9 protein-coding genes are annotated in these 15,014 nt (G+C 70.2%); 3 read left to right on the top strand and 6 right to left on the bottom strand.

Translation table 11 applies throughout. The features are described from left to right. Window positions 1–135 precede the first annotated feature (135 nt). From ACN6LB_RS01745 to hisC, 5 genes are all read right to left on the bottom strand, one after another. Window positions 136–1,860: a sensor histidine kinase gene (locus tag ACN6LB_RS01745; RefSeq protein WP_445024233.1), complete on the bottom strand. Its 1,725-nt coding sequence runs from the start codon at window positions 1,858–1,860 to the stop codon at window positions 136–138. Between the two features lie 44 nt (window positions 1,861–1,904). Next, entirely contained in the window at window positions 1,905–5,411 is a 3,507-nt protein-coding gene (gene cydD, locus ACN6LB_RS01740; RefSeq protein WP_445024232.1) for a thiol reductant ABC exporter subunit CydD, read from the bottom strand. Window positions 5,412–5,511: 100 nt separating this feature from the next. After that, window positions 5,512–6,519, bottom strand: a complete 1,008-nt coding sequence (cydB, locus tag ACN6LB_RS01735; RefSeq protein WP_445024231.1) for a cytochrome d ubiquinol oxidase subunit II — start codon at window positions 6,517–6,519, stop codon at window positions 5,512–5,514. Window positions 6,520–6,539: 20 nt separating this feature from the next. After that, window positions 6,540–8,048, bottom strand: coding sequence for a cytochrome ubiquinol oxidase subunit I (locus tag ACN6LB_RS01730; protein WP_445024230.1), 1,509 nt, complete (start codon window positions 8,046–8,048; stop codon window positions 6,540–6,542). A 308-nt stretch (window positions 8,049–8,356) separates the two neighbouring features. Further along, window positions 8,357–9,436 carry a histidinol-phosphate transaminase gene (gene hisC / locus ACN6LB_RS01725; RefSeq protein ID WP_356132087.1) on the bottom strand — a complete coding sequence of 360 codons (1,080 nt, stop codon included), beginning with the start codon at window positions 9,434–9,436 and terminating at the stop codon, window positions 8,357–8,359. 408 nt (window positions 9,437–9,844) lie between these two features. Here hisC and ACN6LB_RS01720 point away from each other — a divergent pair, with 408 nt between their 5' ends. The 3 genes from ACN6LB_RS01720 to ACN6LB_RS01710 all read left to right on the top strand — a co-directional run bounded on the left by ACN6LB_RS01720 (window position 9,845) and on the right by ACN6LB_RS01710 (window position 13,330). Further along, entirely contained in the window at window positions 9,845–10,957 is a 1,113-nt protein-coding gene (locus tag ACN6LB_RS01720; protein WP_356132084.1) for a LacI family DNA-binding transcriptional regulator, read from the top strand. A 256-nt stretch (window positions 10,958–11,213) separates the two neighbouring features. Beyond that, on the top strand, window positions 11,214–12,281 hold the full coding sequence (locus tag ACN6LB_RS01715; protein WP_356132081.1) for a metallophosphoesterase: 1,068 nt from the start codon (window positions 11,214–11,216) through the stop codon (window positions 12,279–12,281). Window positions 12,282–12,463: 182 nt separating this feature from the next. Next, the gene (locus ACN6LB_RS01710; RefSeq protein WP_445024229.1) at window positions 12,464–13,330 is read left to right on the top strand and encodes a hypothetical protein; all 867 of its coding nucleotides are present in this window, start codon (window positions 12,464–12,466) and stop codon (window positions 13,328–13,330) included. A gap of 95 nt (window positions 13,331–13,425) precedes the next feature. On the opposite strand, the gene ACN6LB_RS01705 is transcribed toward ACN6LB_RS01710, so the two are convergent. Beyond that, window positions 13,426–14,958 carry a VWA domain-containing protein gene (locus tag ACN6LB_RS01705; protein ID WP_445024228.1) on the bottom strand — a complete coding sequence of 511 codons (1,533 nt, stop codon included), beginning with the start codon at window positions 14,956–14,958 and terminating at the stop codon, window positions 13,426–13,428. Window positions 14,959–15,014: the final 56 nt, after the last annotated feature.

The following is a 15,014-nucleotide window of genomic DNA, read 5'->3' as shown; positions in this document are numbered from 1 at the left end:
GGCCCAGCGGACTCGGCCGAACAGGGGTGTGGTCCGGGCGTGTTGAGCGGGGGAGCGAAGGCGGCCTGCCATGGGGCGTACCAGGCGGGCGGGCACGGTGAAGCGGTCAGTGGGGCGGTCGGCACGGTGAGGTGGTCAGTGCGGCGCCTGCCACACCACCACCGTGCCGCTCCGGCCCTCGTCCTCACCGGCCCCCGGTCCGAACCAGCTGTCGCCGCCCAGGGACTCGGCGCGCCGCTTGAGGTTGCTCAGGCCGCTGCGCCTGCCGCCGTCGGGGATGCCGACGCCGTCGTCCGTGACGGTGAGCCTTACGCCCGACCGTCCGTCCGGCAGGAGCGCGCTCGCGTCGACGACGACGTCGATGCGGGAGGCGCCGGCGTGCCGGAAGGCGTTGGAGAGGGTCTCGCGCAGGGCCGCGATGAGGTTCTTGCCGGTCAGCTCGCCGACCGCGGTGTCGACGGGGCCGACGAAGCGGTGCGAAGGCCTGAAGCCGAGGGGTACGGCGGCCAGCTTGATCTCGCGCAGGACGCGGGTGCTCAGGCCCGACGGCACCTCGGCGGGCCCCTCCTGCAACGCGAAGACGGCGGTGCGGATCTCCTGGATCGTCACGTCCAGTTCGTCGACGGCCTTGCCCACGCCCTTCTGCACGTCGGGCACCACCGACCGCCGCTGGGCGCTCTCCAGCATCATCCCGGTGGCGAACAACCGCTGGATGACGAGGTCGTGCAGGTCACGGGCGATTCGGTCGCGGTCCTCGTACACCGCGAGCCGCTCCCGGTCGCGCTGCGCCTCGGCCATCATCAGCGCGAGCGCGGCCTGCGCGGCGAACCGCGCGGCGAGCGTGCGCTCGGTCTCGGTGAACGGGCAGCCGCCGCGGGCCCGCGGGGTGACGAGGCTCCCGAGCACCCGGCCGCCGCTCTGCAGCGGCAGCATCATGGTGGGCCCGAAGGCGCGGGCGAGATCGGTGGGCATGCGTGGGTCGGTGGCCGCGTCCTCGACGAACACGGCCTCACCGTCGAGGAGTTCGGCCACCAGCTCGCTCTCGGGCGGAATGACCACGCCGAGCACCTTGGAGGGGTGCTCCGCGGCGACGGCGACGATCTCCAGGCCGCCTTCCGCGGCGGGCAGCAGCACGATCCCGGCCGCCGAGCCGGAGAGCCTTCGGGCCTGTTCGGCGACGACCTGGAGGGCGTCGTCCGCGTCGCCGCCCGAGAGGAGTGCCGTGGTGACGGCCACCGAGCCGTCGATCCAGCGTTCGCGCTGCTGAGCGGCCTCGTACAGCCGGGCGTTGCCGATGGCGATGCCGGCCTCCGTGGCGAGCACCCGGACCATGTCGAGGTCGTAGTCGTCGAACGGTGCGCCGCCGTGCTTCTCGGTGACGTAGAGATTGCCGAAGATCTCGCCCTGGACACGGATGGGCACCCCCAGGAAGCGGCGCATCGTCGGGTGGTGCTCAGGGAATCCGCACGAGCGCGGATCCTCGGTCAGATCCGTGAGCTTCACCGGTTCCGGGTCGTGGATCAGTGCCCCGAGGAGACCCGTCCGTCCGTCGGGCAGCCGTCCGATCAGCCGGGCGGTCTCCTCGTCGGCCCCGTGGAAGACGAAGTCCGTGAGTCCTTCCCCGTCCTCGCCGACGACCCCGATGGCCGCGTACCGCGCGTCCGCCAGCTCGGCCGCCGTCTCGCAGATCCTCTCCAGCGTGGAATGCAGCTCCAGCCCGGTGCCGACCGACCGCATCGCCTCCAGCAGCTGCGGCACGCGCGCGCTCAGCCCTCCGGACAGGCCGTGACCGTTGCGGGTTGCCGGGGCCGCCGCGTCCGGGCTGCCTTCGGGGGCGGGCGAGGCGGAGGCTGCTGACATGCCTTGAGAGTAGTTAGTCCTTTATATAAGGGAAAGTCGGAATTCTATGGTCGAGCCGCTCCCACCAGCAGCTCTCCAGCCGCCTCCTGCTCGACCATCGCGCGCAACGGCCCGTCCACGACGGCCAGTTCCGCGAACGGACCCCGCTGCACCACGCGCCCCTCCGCCAGCACGACGACCTCGTCGACCGCGTCCAGCCCGGCCAGCCGGTGCGTGATCAGCAGCGTCGTACGGCCCTCGGTCGCAGCCAGCAGATCCGCCGTGAGCGCGTCCGCCGTCGGCAGGTCGAGGTGTTCCGCGGGCTCGTCCAGGACGAGGACGGGGAAGTCGGCGAGCAGGGCGCGGGCGAGCGCCAGCCGCTGCCGCTGCCCGCCGGACAGCCGGGCCCCGTGCTCGCCGATCATCGTGTCCAGCCCGTCGGGCAGTCCGTCCGCCCAGTCGAGGAGCCGGGCCCGTGCGAGCGCGTTGCGCAGCTCGGCCTCGCTCGCGTCCCTGCGGGCCAGCAGCAGGTTCTCGCGCACCGAGCTGTCGAAGAGGTGCGCGTCCTGGGCACAGAGCCCGACCATGCGGCGTACGGCGTCGGTGTCCATCTCGCGGGCGTCCGTGCCCCCCAGGGTGTAGGTCCCGGCGCCCGCGTCCAGGAACCGCAGCAGCACCTGCGCGAGCGTCGTCTTGCCGGACCCGGAGGGGCCAACGACGGCGATCCTGCGGCCCTGTCCGAGCGTGAGGTCGACTCCGGCGAGCGCGTCCCGGTCCTGTCCTCCGTAGCGGGCGTCGATGCCCTTGAGGACAAGCGGGAAGGGGGACGCGGGCGTCGGCCGGGGCCGCTCCGGTTCGCGTACGGGGTCGGGCGCGTCCAGCACCTCGTACACGCGCTCCGCGCTCTTGCGCACCCGCTGCCGGTGCTGGACGGCGAGCGGCATCCCCAGGACGGCCTCGAACGCGGCCAGCGGGGTGAGGACGACCACGGCCATCGCCACACCGCTCAGCCGCCCGGCGGCGACCGCCTGGGCGCCCACGAGGGCCGTGGCCGTCACGGTCAGCCCCGACACGAGCGCGGTGAGCCCGTCGCCGAGGGCAGTGGCGGTGGCGGCTCGGGAGGCGATGCGGGTGAGCACGGTGTCGGCCTGCCGTGCCTGTGCGGTACGGGCGGGCAGCGCGCCGGCGACCGTCAACTCGGCCGTTCCCGTGAGGAGGTCGGCCACCCGGGTCGCCAGGACGCCTCGCGCGGGAGCCAGCCGGTGTTCCGCGCGGCGTGCCACGGCGCCGGTCACGAGCGGGACGCCGACCCCGGCGGCCAGCAGCCCGGCGGCGAGGACGGCCCCGGCCGCGGGCAGCAGCCAGACGGTGAAGGCGACGGACGCCGCGGACACGACCGCCGCCGCCCCGGCGGGCAGCAGCCACCGCAGCCAGTAGTCCTGCAGCGTGTCCACGTCGGCGACGAGCCGCGACAGGAGATCGCCGCGCCGGGTCGTGCGCAGCCCGGCGGGCGCGAGCCGTTCGAGGCGCCGATAGACCGCGACCCTGGTGTCGGCCAGCATCCGCAGCACCGCGTCGTGCGACACGAGGCGCTCGGTGTAGCGGAAGACGGCCCGCCCGATGCCGAACGTCCGCGTCGCCGTCACGGCCACCATCAGATACAGCACCGGGGGCTGCTGGGAGGCCCGTGAGATGAGCCACCCGGAGGTGGCCATCAGCCCGACGGCGCTGCCCAGCGCGAGAGCGCCGAGCAGGAGGGCCAACGCGAGCCGGCCGCGTCGGGCTCCGGCCATGGCACGCACCCGTCCGAGCACGCCATGCCGTACGGCGGTGTCCGCGTCGGCAGCGCCCTCGGTCTCCTCCGGGTTCGCGGCCTCAAAGGCGCCGAAGTCGTCCTGGTGAAGCGGCGACCGGACGGGCGCGGAGGCGCCGTGGCCCCCCTCCGTGGCCTCCAGTCGCACCACCCGGTCCGCAACCGCCAGCAGCGCGGGCCGGTGCACGACGAGCAGGACCGTCCGCCCCACGGCGAGCCTGCGCACCGCGTCGACGACCTCCGCTTCCGTCACACCGTCGAGCGCGGCCGTCGGTTCGTCGAGCAGCAGGACCGGCCGGTCCGCGAGGAACGCCCGGGCGAGCGCGAGCCGTTGCCGCTGGCCTGCGGAGAGTCCCGCACCGTCCTCACCGAGGACCGTTTCGGTCCCGTCGGGCAGCGCGTCCACGAATGTCAGGGCTCCGGCGTCGGAGAGGGCACTGCGCACCGCGGCGTCGTCGGCGTCGGGCCGTGCGAGCCGGACGTTCTCGGCAATGGATCCGGCGTACAGATGGGGCCGCTGCGGAACCCACGCGACGCGTGAGCGCCACTGCTCCGGATCGGCCGCGGCGAGATCGACTCCCCCGACGCGCAGGTGTCCGGCGGTCGGCTCCACAAAGCCCAGCAGGACGTTCAGCAGCGTGGTCTTGCCGGCGCCGCTCGGGCCGACGAGGGCGACCGTCTCCCCGGGCGCGACCGAGAAGGAGGCTTGCGAGACGGCGTCCGTCGCTCGCCCCGGGTAGCGGACCGAGACTCCGGCGAAGGAGATCTCCCCGTCCCCCACGACCGCGGTGCCGGGCTCCGGGAGTGATGTCTCCAGGACGGCGAAGATCTCCTCCGCTGCCGCGAGTCCCTCCGCGGCAGCGTGATACTGCGCTCCCACCTGCCGCAGCGGCAGATACGCCTCGGGCGCCAGGACGAGGATGACGAGGCCCACATAGAGGTCCGTCTCGCCGTGGACGAGCCGCATTCCGATGGTCACCGCGACCAGGGCGACCGAGATCGTGGCGAGCAGTTCCAGTGCGAAGGACGACAGGAAGGCGATCCGCAGCGTCCGCATGGTCGCCTGGCGGTACTCGCCGGTGATCCGCTTGATCGACTCGGCCTGCGCCTTGGCCCGGCCGAACACCTTGAGCGTGGGCAGTCCCGCGACCACGTCCAGGAAATGTCCCGACAACCGTGACAGCAGCCGCCACTGACGGTCCATCTGCGAGCGCGTGGCCCAACCGATCAGGATCATGAAGAGGGGGATCAGCGGCAGGGTGCCGACGATGATCGCCGCGGACACCCAGTCCTCGGTGACGATCCGCGCGAGCACGGCCACCGGGACCACGATCGCGAGCCCCAACTGCGGGAGATAGCGCGAGAAGTAGTCGTCGAGTGCGTCGACTCCCCGTGTGGCGAGGGCGACCAGCGAGCCCGTGCGCTGTCCGCTCAGCCATCCCGGGCCGAGCCGCGCGGCACGCTCCAGGAGCCGCCCGCGCAGCTCCGACTTCACCGCCGCGCTCGCCCGGTGCGCGGCGAGCTCGGTGAGCCACGCGGCGGCCGCGCGGCCCATGGCGACCGCTGCCAGCAGGGCCAGCGGTGTACGCAGTTCGGTGACCGACATCCCGTGCTGGAAGGCGCCCACCACCACCTCGGCGATGAGCATCGCCTGGGCAATGACCAGCGCCGCTCCGGCAACCCCCAGCCCCACGACCGCCATGAGGAAGAAGCGTGTGGCGCGGGCGTACCGGAGCAGACGCGGATCAATTGGTTTCACGTGAAACACACCCTTGGCTCGTCAGGCATGTTTCACGTGAAACATGCCGTGCGTCGGACTCAGTGCGCGAGACCAGCGCATAGGACTCGATACACCGGCCTCAGTGCGCCACATCCGCGGCGATGTGCTGCGTACCGATCCGCTTGCGGAACACCCAGTAGGTCCAGCTCTGGTAGAGCAGGACGAGCGGCGTCGCGATCCCCGCACACCAGGTCATGATCTTCAGGGTGTACGGACTCGACGAGGCGTTGGTGACGGTCAGGCTCCACTCGTCATTGAGCGACGAGGGCATGACGTTCGGGAAGAGCGTCAGGAAGAGCATCGCGACGGCCGCCACGATGGTGAGTCCCGACAGCGCGAACGCCCATCCCTCCCGCCCCGCATTGACCATGATCAGCGCCACGACCAGGGCGACGACTGCCACCACCAGGGCGACCAGCGACTTTCCGTCTCCGTTGTCGACCTGCGTCCAGAGCAGGAAGACCAGCGCCAGAACGGCGGTCACCAGCCCGAGTCGCAGCGCCAGCTTCCGCGCCCGCGTCCGGATGTCCCCGACGGTCTTGAGACCGACGAACACCGTCCCGTGGAAGGTGAACAGCGTCAGCGTGACCAGACCGCCCAGCAGCGCGTACGGGTTGAGCAGGTCCCAGAGGTTGCCCACGTACTCGAAGCTGGCGTCGATCTTCACTCCGCGCACGATGTTGCCGAAGGCCACGCCCCACAGGAACGCCGGGATCAGCGAGGTCCAGAAGATCGCCGTCTCCCAGTTGCGCTGCCAGTTCTCCTCGGGCCGCTTGGCGCGGTACTCGAAGGCGACACCGCGCACGATCAGGCACACCAGGATGACCAGCAGCGGCAGATAGAAGCCGGAGAAGAGCGTGGCGTACCAGTCCGGGAAGGCGGCGAAGGTCGCACCGCCCGCCGTGAGCAGCCACACCTCGTTGCCGTCCCAGACGGGCCCGATCGTGTTGATCAGCACCCGCTTCTCGGCACGGTCACGGGCCAGCAGCTTGGTGAGGATGCCGACCCCGAAGTCGAAGCCCTCCAGGAAGAAGTATCCGATCCAGAGGACCGCGATGAGGACGAACCAGACGTCGTGAAGTTCCATGACTCAGCAGCTCCCTGGGCCTAGTACGAGAAGGCCATCGGCTTGTCGGCGTCACGGGTGTCGCCGCCGATCTTCGTGGGCGGGTTGAGGTCGGCCTCGGTGAGCTCGGGCGGGCCGGCCTTGACGTACTTCACGAGCAGCTTGACCTCGACGACGGCGAGGATCGCGTAGAGCGCCGTGAAGACCAGCATCGAGGTGAGCACCTCGCCCTGCGAGACACCGGGGGAGACCGCGTCCCGGGTCTGGAGCACGCCGTAGACGACCCACGGCTGACGGCCCATCTCCGTGAAGATCCAGCCCCAGGAGTTGGCGATCAGCGGGAAGCCCAGCGTCAGGATCGCGAGGCGCCAATACCACTTGGTGAGCGTCGGACCGAGCGCCTTCTTCCGGAAGAGGACCAGATGCGGCACCTCGTCGTCACCGACCCTCAGATGCTGCGGCAGCATGAACTTCTTCCTGGTCAGCCAAAGTCCGGCCAGGCCGATGGCGAAGGACGTCATGCCGAAGCCGATCATCCACCGGAAGCCCCAGTACGCGACCGGGATGTTCGGCCGGTAGTCACCGGGCCCGAACTTCTGCTGCTCGGACTTGTTGACGTCGTTGATGCCGGGGACGTACGAGCTGAAGTCGTCGTTGGCGAGGAAGGACAGCAGCCCCGGGATGTCTATGGCGACCTTGTTGTGTCCGGCGGCGACGTCGCCGTAGGCGAAGACCGAGAAGGGTGCTGGTCCCTCTCCGTCCCACAGTGCCTCGGCCGCGGCCATCTTCATCGGCTGCTGCTTGAACATGACCTTGCCGAGGGTGTCACCGCTGATCGCGGTGAGCATTCCGGCGATGACGACGGTGACCAGGCCGAGTCGCAGCGAGGTCTTCATCACGGGGATGTGCTTCTTGCGGGTCAGGTGGAAGGCGGCGATGCCGACCATGAAGGCCCCGCCCGTGAGGAAGGCCGCCGAGAGCGTGTGGAAGGCCTGGGCGAGAGCCGTGTTCTGGGTCAGGACGTGCCAGAAGTCGGTGAGTTCGGCGCGGCCCCTCGCCTTGTTGATCCGGTAGCCGACGGGGTGCTGCATCCACGAGTTGGCAGCGAGGATGAAGTACGCCGACAGGATCGTGCCGATCGAGACCATCCAGATGCAGGCGAGGTGGATTTTTTTCGGCAGCTTGTCCCAGCCGAAGATCCACAGCCCGATGAAGGTGGACTCGAAGAAGAAGGCGATGAGGGCCTCGAAGGCGAGCGGTGCGCCGAAGATGTCACCGACGAAGCGCGAGTAGTCGGACCAGTTCATGCCGAACTGGAACTCCTGCACGATGCCGGTGACGACGCCCATCGCGATGTTGATCAGGAAGAGCTTGCCCCAGAACTTGGTGGCCCTGAGGTACTTCTCGTTCTCCGTGCGCACCCAGGCGGTCTGCAGGCCGGCGGTGAGCGCGGCGAGAGAGATCGTCAGGGGAACGAAGAGGAAGTGGTAGACGGTGGTGATGCCGAACTGCCATCGCGCCAGCGTCTCCGGCGCCAAAGCCAATTCCACGTCGTCAGTCTCCTTACGTCGCCGCGGCCACACGCAGTTTGCCCCGTTGATCACACACATCACAGGAGCAACCGGGACACGCTTGTGAACGCGTTCACATTCACAAGCAAGTATGCCGCATACCCGTTCGACAATGGAGAGGCGGGGGGTACCTCGCTGTGGACCGGTCGGCCCTGGCGCCGCGAACAGCTGGTCCCGGGCACCGCGAACAGCCGGCCCGGGCACTCGCCCGGGCACAGCCGCTCGCCTCCACAGCCCACCCTTGAGACGCGAGGAGGTCCTCCTGGGGGACTGGGCATGAGCCCGGCTCAGAGCTCCTTGCGGAACCCCTCCGTCACCTTCAGGAAGATGTCGTTCGCCTCGGTCTCGCCGATGGTCACCCGCACTCCCTCCCCGGCGAAGGGCCGCACCACGACCCCGGCCTGCTCGCAGGCGGCCGCGAAGTCGAGCGTGCGCTCCCCCAGCCGCAGCCACACGAAGTTGGCCTGCGTCTCCGGCACCGTCCACCCCTGGCCGCGCAGCGCCTCGACCACGCGCGTGCGCTCGCACACCAGCGAGCCGACCCGGCCGAGCAGCTCGTCCTCGGCGCGCAGCGAGGCGACCGCCGCGTCCTGCGCCAGCTGGCTCACGCCGAAAGGCACCGCTGTCTTGCGCAGCGCCGCCGCCACCGGCTCGTGGGCGATCGCGAAGCCGACGCGCAGACCCGCGAGGCCGTACGCCTTGGAGAAGGTGCGCAGCACACAGACGTTCGGGCGCTCGCGGTAGAGCTCGACACCGTCCGGCACGTCGTTGTCGCGGATGAACTCGCGGTAGGCCTCGTCGAGCACGACCAGCACGTCACCGGGCACCCGGTCGAGGAACCGCTCCAGCTCGGCCCGGCGCACCACGGTGCCGGTCGGGTTGTTCGGGTTGCAGACGAAGATCAGCCGGGTCCGGTCGGTGATCGCGTCCGCCATCGCGTCGAGGTCGTGCACATCGCCCGGCGTCAGCGGCACCTTCACCGAGGTCGCGCCGCTGACCTGCGTGATGATCGGGTACGCCTCGAAGGACCGCCAGGCGTAGATGACCTCGTCGCCGGGGCCGCTGGTGGCCTGCAGCAGCTGCTGCGCGACCCCGACCGAGCCGGTGCCGGTGGCCAGGTCGGAGAGCGGGACTCCGAAGCGCTCCGACAGCTCGTTCATCAGCCCGGTGCACGCCATGTCCGGGTACCGGTTGAAGCTGCCGGCCGCGGCGGTCACGCTCTCCATCACGCCGGGCAGCGGCGGATAGGGGTTCTCGTTGGAGGACAGCTTGTACGCCACCGGACCCCCGGCCGCGGCGGGCTTGCCGGGCTTGTAGGTGGGGATTCCCGCCAACTCGGCACGCAGCTTGGGGCTCGTCTCGCTCACCGCAGTCCTCCTCGTGACCCTCACCGGCTCATCATCGCCACCGGCTTCCAATACTTCTCACCTTATGAGGATTCAGCGCCGGTGCGAATGCCCTGTGGACAACCACATGCGCCCCACGGGCATCAGCGCACGAAGGCGTACGAAAGGGGGGCGCGCCGTTCGTTTCGGCACGCGCCGGTAGCTCACTCCGTGGCGCGCATCGCTCGTGAAGGTGAGTTGAGACCTCTTCGAAACATCGCCGACTTGGCAGGCCCATGCGTGCCGACAAGTCACGTCCTGCCATTGGATCGTTCAACTCCCTTTGTTTCCAAGGCAGTTGTAGTGGAATGACCATGCAGAAACGTGCCTGTCAACGAGTGCATATGCGTCCGCACTACCCCACCGCATGAGCCCTACTATCGGCTCGCCATGACAGCAGCAGGGAAGCACCAGGTGAGCCGGGCGGAGACCACCCGCCGAGGCGGTCGGCCGGGCCGGGCAGGCATCAGAGACGTGGCCGCGGCCGCCGGAGTCTCGATCACGACTGTCTCCGACGCCCTCAACGGCAAGGGCCGGCTCCCGGACGCCACCCGACGCCATGTCCGCGAGGTCGCCGACCGGCTGGGCTATCGCCCGTCGGCCGCGGCCCGAACCCTCCGTACCGGCAAGTCGGGCCTCATCGGCCTGACCGTGACGACGTACGGGGATGAACCTTTCACCTTCACCGAGTTCGCGTACTTCGCGGAGATGGCAAGAGCCGCCACCTCGGCCGCGCTCGCCCGGGGCTACGCCCTGGTCATCCTCCCCGCGACCTCGCGCCACGACGTGTGGTCGAACGTCGCCCTGGACGGCACGGTCGTCATCGACCCGTCCGACCAGGACCCGGTGGTCAGCGAGCTGGTCCGGCAGGGCTTACCGGTCGTCTCCGACGGCCGCCCCGCCGGCGCGCTCCCGGTCACCGCCTGGGTCGACAACGACCACGAGGCCGCCGTCCTCGGCATCCTCGACCATCTGGCCGACGCCGGCGCCCGCCGCATCGGCCTCCTGACCGGCACCACCACCGACACCTACACCCACCTCTCCACGACCGCATACCTGCGCTGGTGCGAGCGGGTGGGCCAGGATCCGGTGTACGAGGCCTATCCGGCGCACGATCCGTGCGCGGGCGCCGTAGCCGCCGACCGGCTGCTCGCCCGGCCCGACCGCCCCGACGCCGTCTACGGGCTCTTCGACCCCAACGGCACCGACCTGCTCGCCGCGGCCCGGCGCTACGGTCTGCGCGTACCGGACGACCTGCTCATCGTCTGCTGCAGCGAGTCCACCGTCTACGCCGGCACCGAGCCGCCCATCACGACCCTGTCCCTCAAACCGCGCCGGATCGGCACCGCGGTGGTGCAGCTCCTCATCGACGCCATCGAGGGACTCGAATCGGACCAACCGGTCGAACAGGTGATACCGACCGAGCTGATCGTGCGGACGTCCTCCGAGCGCCGCTCGCCGCGAACGACGGTCAGTCCGCCCCGATCGCCCGAGGAGGAGTAAGCGGTTGCGGGCGTCGGCGACCGATGGCCGACGCCCCGCGGGCTTCCGACGGGGCGTCCACTCGACGCCTCCTGTGGATAGCCCCGCCCAATTCGGGCGAAAACCCCGGTGAACTGGGGTCCTTCTCCGATTCACCACCCCTGGGTCATCACATGGCGCGATCCGCATTCCTATGATGGGCCCACGACACCGCGGGCCGCTGCGACCAGGCAGTCCGATCCGGTGCAGATGCGGCGCGATGGTGGTGGAGGGGTCGATGACTCAGGGGGCCGGTCAGGGACCCGAGGTGGTGCGGACGGACACGTTGCGCGACTTCCGGGTGCCCGCATACGTCCACGAGACCGGTCCGTACGCGCAGAGCACACCCCCCGGCGAGGCCGTCACCCCGGCCGCCGCCGAGGGGTACACGCCCACGCGGCGCGATCTGCCCGTCATCAACCGGGGTGACACGGTTCAGGTGGCCGTCGACCCCGAGGCCGTACCGGCTCCGCCGCCGGGCGACGGGCCCGGCCCGCTGTACGTCGTGGGTGACGTGCACGGCTACCTCGACGAACTGGTCCTCGCGCTCCACGAGCAGGGCCTGATCGACTCCTCGGGCCACTGGTCCGCCGGCACCGCCCGGCTGTGGTTCCTCGGCGACTTCACCGACCGCGGCCCGGACGGCATCGGCGTCATCGACCTCGTGATGCGACTGTCCGCCGAGGCAGCCGCGGCCGGCGGCTACTGCAAGGCGCTCATGGGCAACCACGAGCTGCTGCTGCTCGGCGCCAAGCGGTTCGGCGACACCCCCGTCAACTCCGGCGCGGGCACCGCCACCTTCCAGGCCGCCTGGCTGCTCAACGGCGGCCAGAAGACCGACATGGACCGCCTCCAGGACCACCACTTGCAGTGGATGGCCCGCCTCGACGCCATGGAACAGGTCGACGGGCACCTCCTGGTGCACTCCGACACCACCGCCTACCTCGACTACGGCGACTCCATCGAAGCCGTCAACGACACCGTCCGCGAAACCCTCACCCGCAACGACGCGGACGAGTGCTGGGACCTCTTCCGCAAGTTCACCAAGCGCTTCGCCTTCCGCGACGACGGCGGCGCCGAGGCCGTCCGCGAACTGCTCGGCGCGTACGGCGGCACCCGTATCGTGCATGGTCACAGCCCCATTCCCTACCTTCTGGGCGAGGTCGGCTCCGAGGACGGCGAGGACGACGCGGGCCCCGTGGTCGAAGGACCCCACGTCTACGCCGACGGTCTGGCCATCGCCATGGACGGCGGAGTGACCATGGCCGGAAAACTGCTGGTCCAGCACCTTCCGTTGGATAGCTGAGCTCTCAACGGGCAGGCGTCCCGCCACGAAGGACTTCGCTGGCCAGAGGGCAATTTCCGGAAACCCCCTGTCACCGCGTGCCGTCACCGCTCTACCATCGGCTTATCCGTAGCAGGCTCCCCTCCGTTTCTGCCCGACGGCTCGTCAGCGTGCGAGCCCCAAGCCCTACGGAGCATCGGGGGATGCAGATGAACAGCGTTCCGCAGCACCTGCTGAGCGAGGACCGCCAGGAATACGAGCGGATCCTCGATGAGGCGCTGCGCTCCGCCCCACACCGCCCGGAACTGGCCGCTGTGGGACAGCGGCTCAACCCCGAACAACTGCGCACCATGGCGCTCAACGCCACCGTGCTGATCACGGCGTCCGCGACGACGGAGTACCAGCACTACGTGAAGGTCCGTGAGGAACTGCGCCAGCCGGCGCAGTCCCCCTCCACCGTGAGCGAGGAGACCGGTTCCGCGGAGCCGGGCACGGCCGCGGTGGGGCTCGCCACCACCATGGGAGAAGTCGGCGAAACCGCCGGGGCCGGCGCCATCGCCGTCGTCGCGGTGCTCGCTCCCCTGCTCGCCGGCACCGCCGCGGTGATCTTCCTGCTCGTGGGCTACATCCTGAAGATGCTCGACCCCGAGCCGACCATCGCCAAGACTCTCCTCACCACGGGATGGGTCTTCGGCGCCATCACCGCGGCCGCCATCCTGGTCGCCGCGGTCGGACTGCTGCTGACGGCACTGCGCAACAGCTCCTCCTCGCTCCAGGCCGGAGCGCGCGGCGAGTTGTACGAGGAGGTGGCCCGGGCCAGGGAAGCCTGGCACGACGCCCTGCTGGAGCGCGGCATCCTGCCGTTCCTCCGGGAGGCACTCGCCGATCCGGGCTCGGCAGCACTGGGACGCCGTCCTTCACCGGCGCCCAGCCGGATACCGCAACTCGGCTACGACCGGCCGGGGTTCAGCAGCCCCGACGGCGGGCCCGCGGCAGGTCCGCGCCCGAGCTTCTCCAGCCCGGACTTCACCAGCCCGGACTTCGGGGGGCCCGAGCACCAGCCGGAGTAACGCCCGGAGGCCGGGCCCGCATCCCATGAACGCGGGCCCGACTTCCGGCATGCGCGGCTACGGGGACAGGAGATACGCGCTACCGAGCGGCGGCTTCACACGATGCCCAGGTGCCGCGCCGCGGTGATCCAGGACGGGAACTCGGACAGAAGCCGGTCATACAGCTCCGGGTCCGGGACGGTGCTGATGTCGTCCACGGCGAAGAAGCCGACGTTGTCGACGCGGCGGCCGGGCAGAGTGTCGAACCGTTCGAGTACGCCGTAGTTGGACCGCCCCAGTCCCACGAACTGCCAGAAGATCGGCTCCTCGACCGCTTCGCGCAGTTCCTTCTCGATCTCCTTGTTGCGGTAGACCCCTCCGTCGGAGAAGAACAGCACCAGCGTGGGATCGACAGCCGGATTCTCCCGTACATACGTGCGAACTTCGGCGATCACCTTCTGTTCCTCGTTCTGGATGCCCACCGCCCGCATGTCCACCTGACCGGGCATCAGCCCCTTCTTCGGCTTCTTGCGGCGGAAGAGGCTCAGCTCGCCGACCCGTACGTGGAGCTCCAGCCACTCCGGGAGTTCACCGAGGGTCAGGTCCGGCAGGCGCGCCGGGCTGGAGGCGAACGTCCACGCCTGCATCACCCCGTCGTCGTCCAACTGGGCGGAGACCGCGGCCATCCGCTCCACCACGTCCACGACGACACCCTTCGAGTACAGGAACGACATGGAGCCCGAGGCATCGAGAACCAGGAGGACCCGCGCCGTCACCCCTGCCGCACCGTGCTTCCTCAGACTGACCGCCACCTGCTCCTTGCGCAGGGAGAGCCGCTTGCGCATGTCGACGGGCAGCCGCTCCTCACCCTTGCTGAGGCGCGGGGCGGAGGCAGAGACGGGGACGGGGGGTGCCGGTTGCGATACGGGACTGGAAGGCGCCGGAGGTGTGGGAGGCATGGGCGGGGCTGTTGGTGGGGCTGCAGCCGCAGCTGACGGCGCGGCGCCGGGCGGAGAGGCCGGGACAGCCGTCTGCGCAGCCCCCGCGGCCCCAGTGACGCCGACGGCACCCTGCGCCGTCCCAGTCCCAGTCGCAGCCCCAGTCCCCGTGTCCGTCTCCTCGTCGACGCTGATGCCGAAGTCGGTGGCGAGGCCCGCGAGTCCGGACGCGTACCCCTGCCCGACCGCACGGAACTTCCACCGGCCCGCGCGCAGATACAGCTCGCCTCCGATGAACGCCGTCTCCGTCGTGGCCTCCATCTCGAAGCGCGCGATCTCCTGCTGCGTCCCGGCGTCGAGCAGCCTCAGCGTCAGCCCGGCGAGGTCGCCGAAAGTCCCGCCGTCGGCCGAGGCGCCCAGGACGACCCGCTCGATCCCCGGCTCCAAGGCCGACAGGTCCACCTCGACCGTGTCCGTCGTCGCCCCGGCGGCCCGCTGCTTACCGAGATGCCGTACGGCGCCGGAGGCGTGCTGCGGCTGGTTGTAGAAGACGAAGTCGCCGTCGTCCCGCACCCGTCCGTCGGCGCCGAGCAGCAGCGCCGAGGCATCGGCGTCCGGCGCACCGGCTCCCCCGGACCAGCCGAGCACGGCCTGCACTGCGGCGGCGTCAACCGGCAGGTTGCCGCCCTTGCTCATCAAGGTCGGTGTCATGCGCCCAGTCTGCCCACAGAACCCGGCCCCGGCTCCGTCCGCTGCACATTGCGGCG

The organism is Streptomyces sp. SAS_270, assembly GCF_052543295.1.
The sequence above is the reverse complement of the archived record's forward strand: the minus strand, read 5'-3'. Positions and strand labels throughout refer to the sequence as shown.

Excerpts from the sequence above, each read along its gene's own strand:
- ACN6LB_RS01720 (WP_356132084.1), top strand. The coding sequence starts at position 9,845 with ATGACAGCAGCAGGGAAGCACCAGGTGAGCCGGGCGGAGACCACCCGC.
- ACN6LB_RS01705 (WP_445024228.1), bottom strand. The coding sequence starts at position 14,958 with ATGACACCGACCTTGATGAGCAAGGGCGGCAACCTGCCGGTTGACGCC.
- ACN6LB_RS01710 (WP_445024229.1), top strand. The coding sequence starts at position 12,464 with ATGCAGATGAACAGCGTTCCGCAGCACCTGCTGAGCGAGGACCGCCAG.
- ACN6LB_RS01745 (WP_445024233.1), bottom strand. The coding sequence starts at position 1,860 with ATGTCAGCAGCCTCCGCCTCGCCCGCCCCCGAAGGCAGCCCGGACGCG.
- ACN6LB_RS01715 (WP_356132081.1), top strand. The coding sequence starts at position 11,214 with ATGACTCAGGGGGCCGGTCAGGGACCCGAGGTGGTGCGGACGGACACG.
- cydB (WP_445024231.1), bottom strand. The coding sequence starts at position 6,519 with ATGGAACTTCACGACGTCTGGTTCGTCCTCATCGCGGTCCTCTGGATC.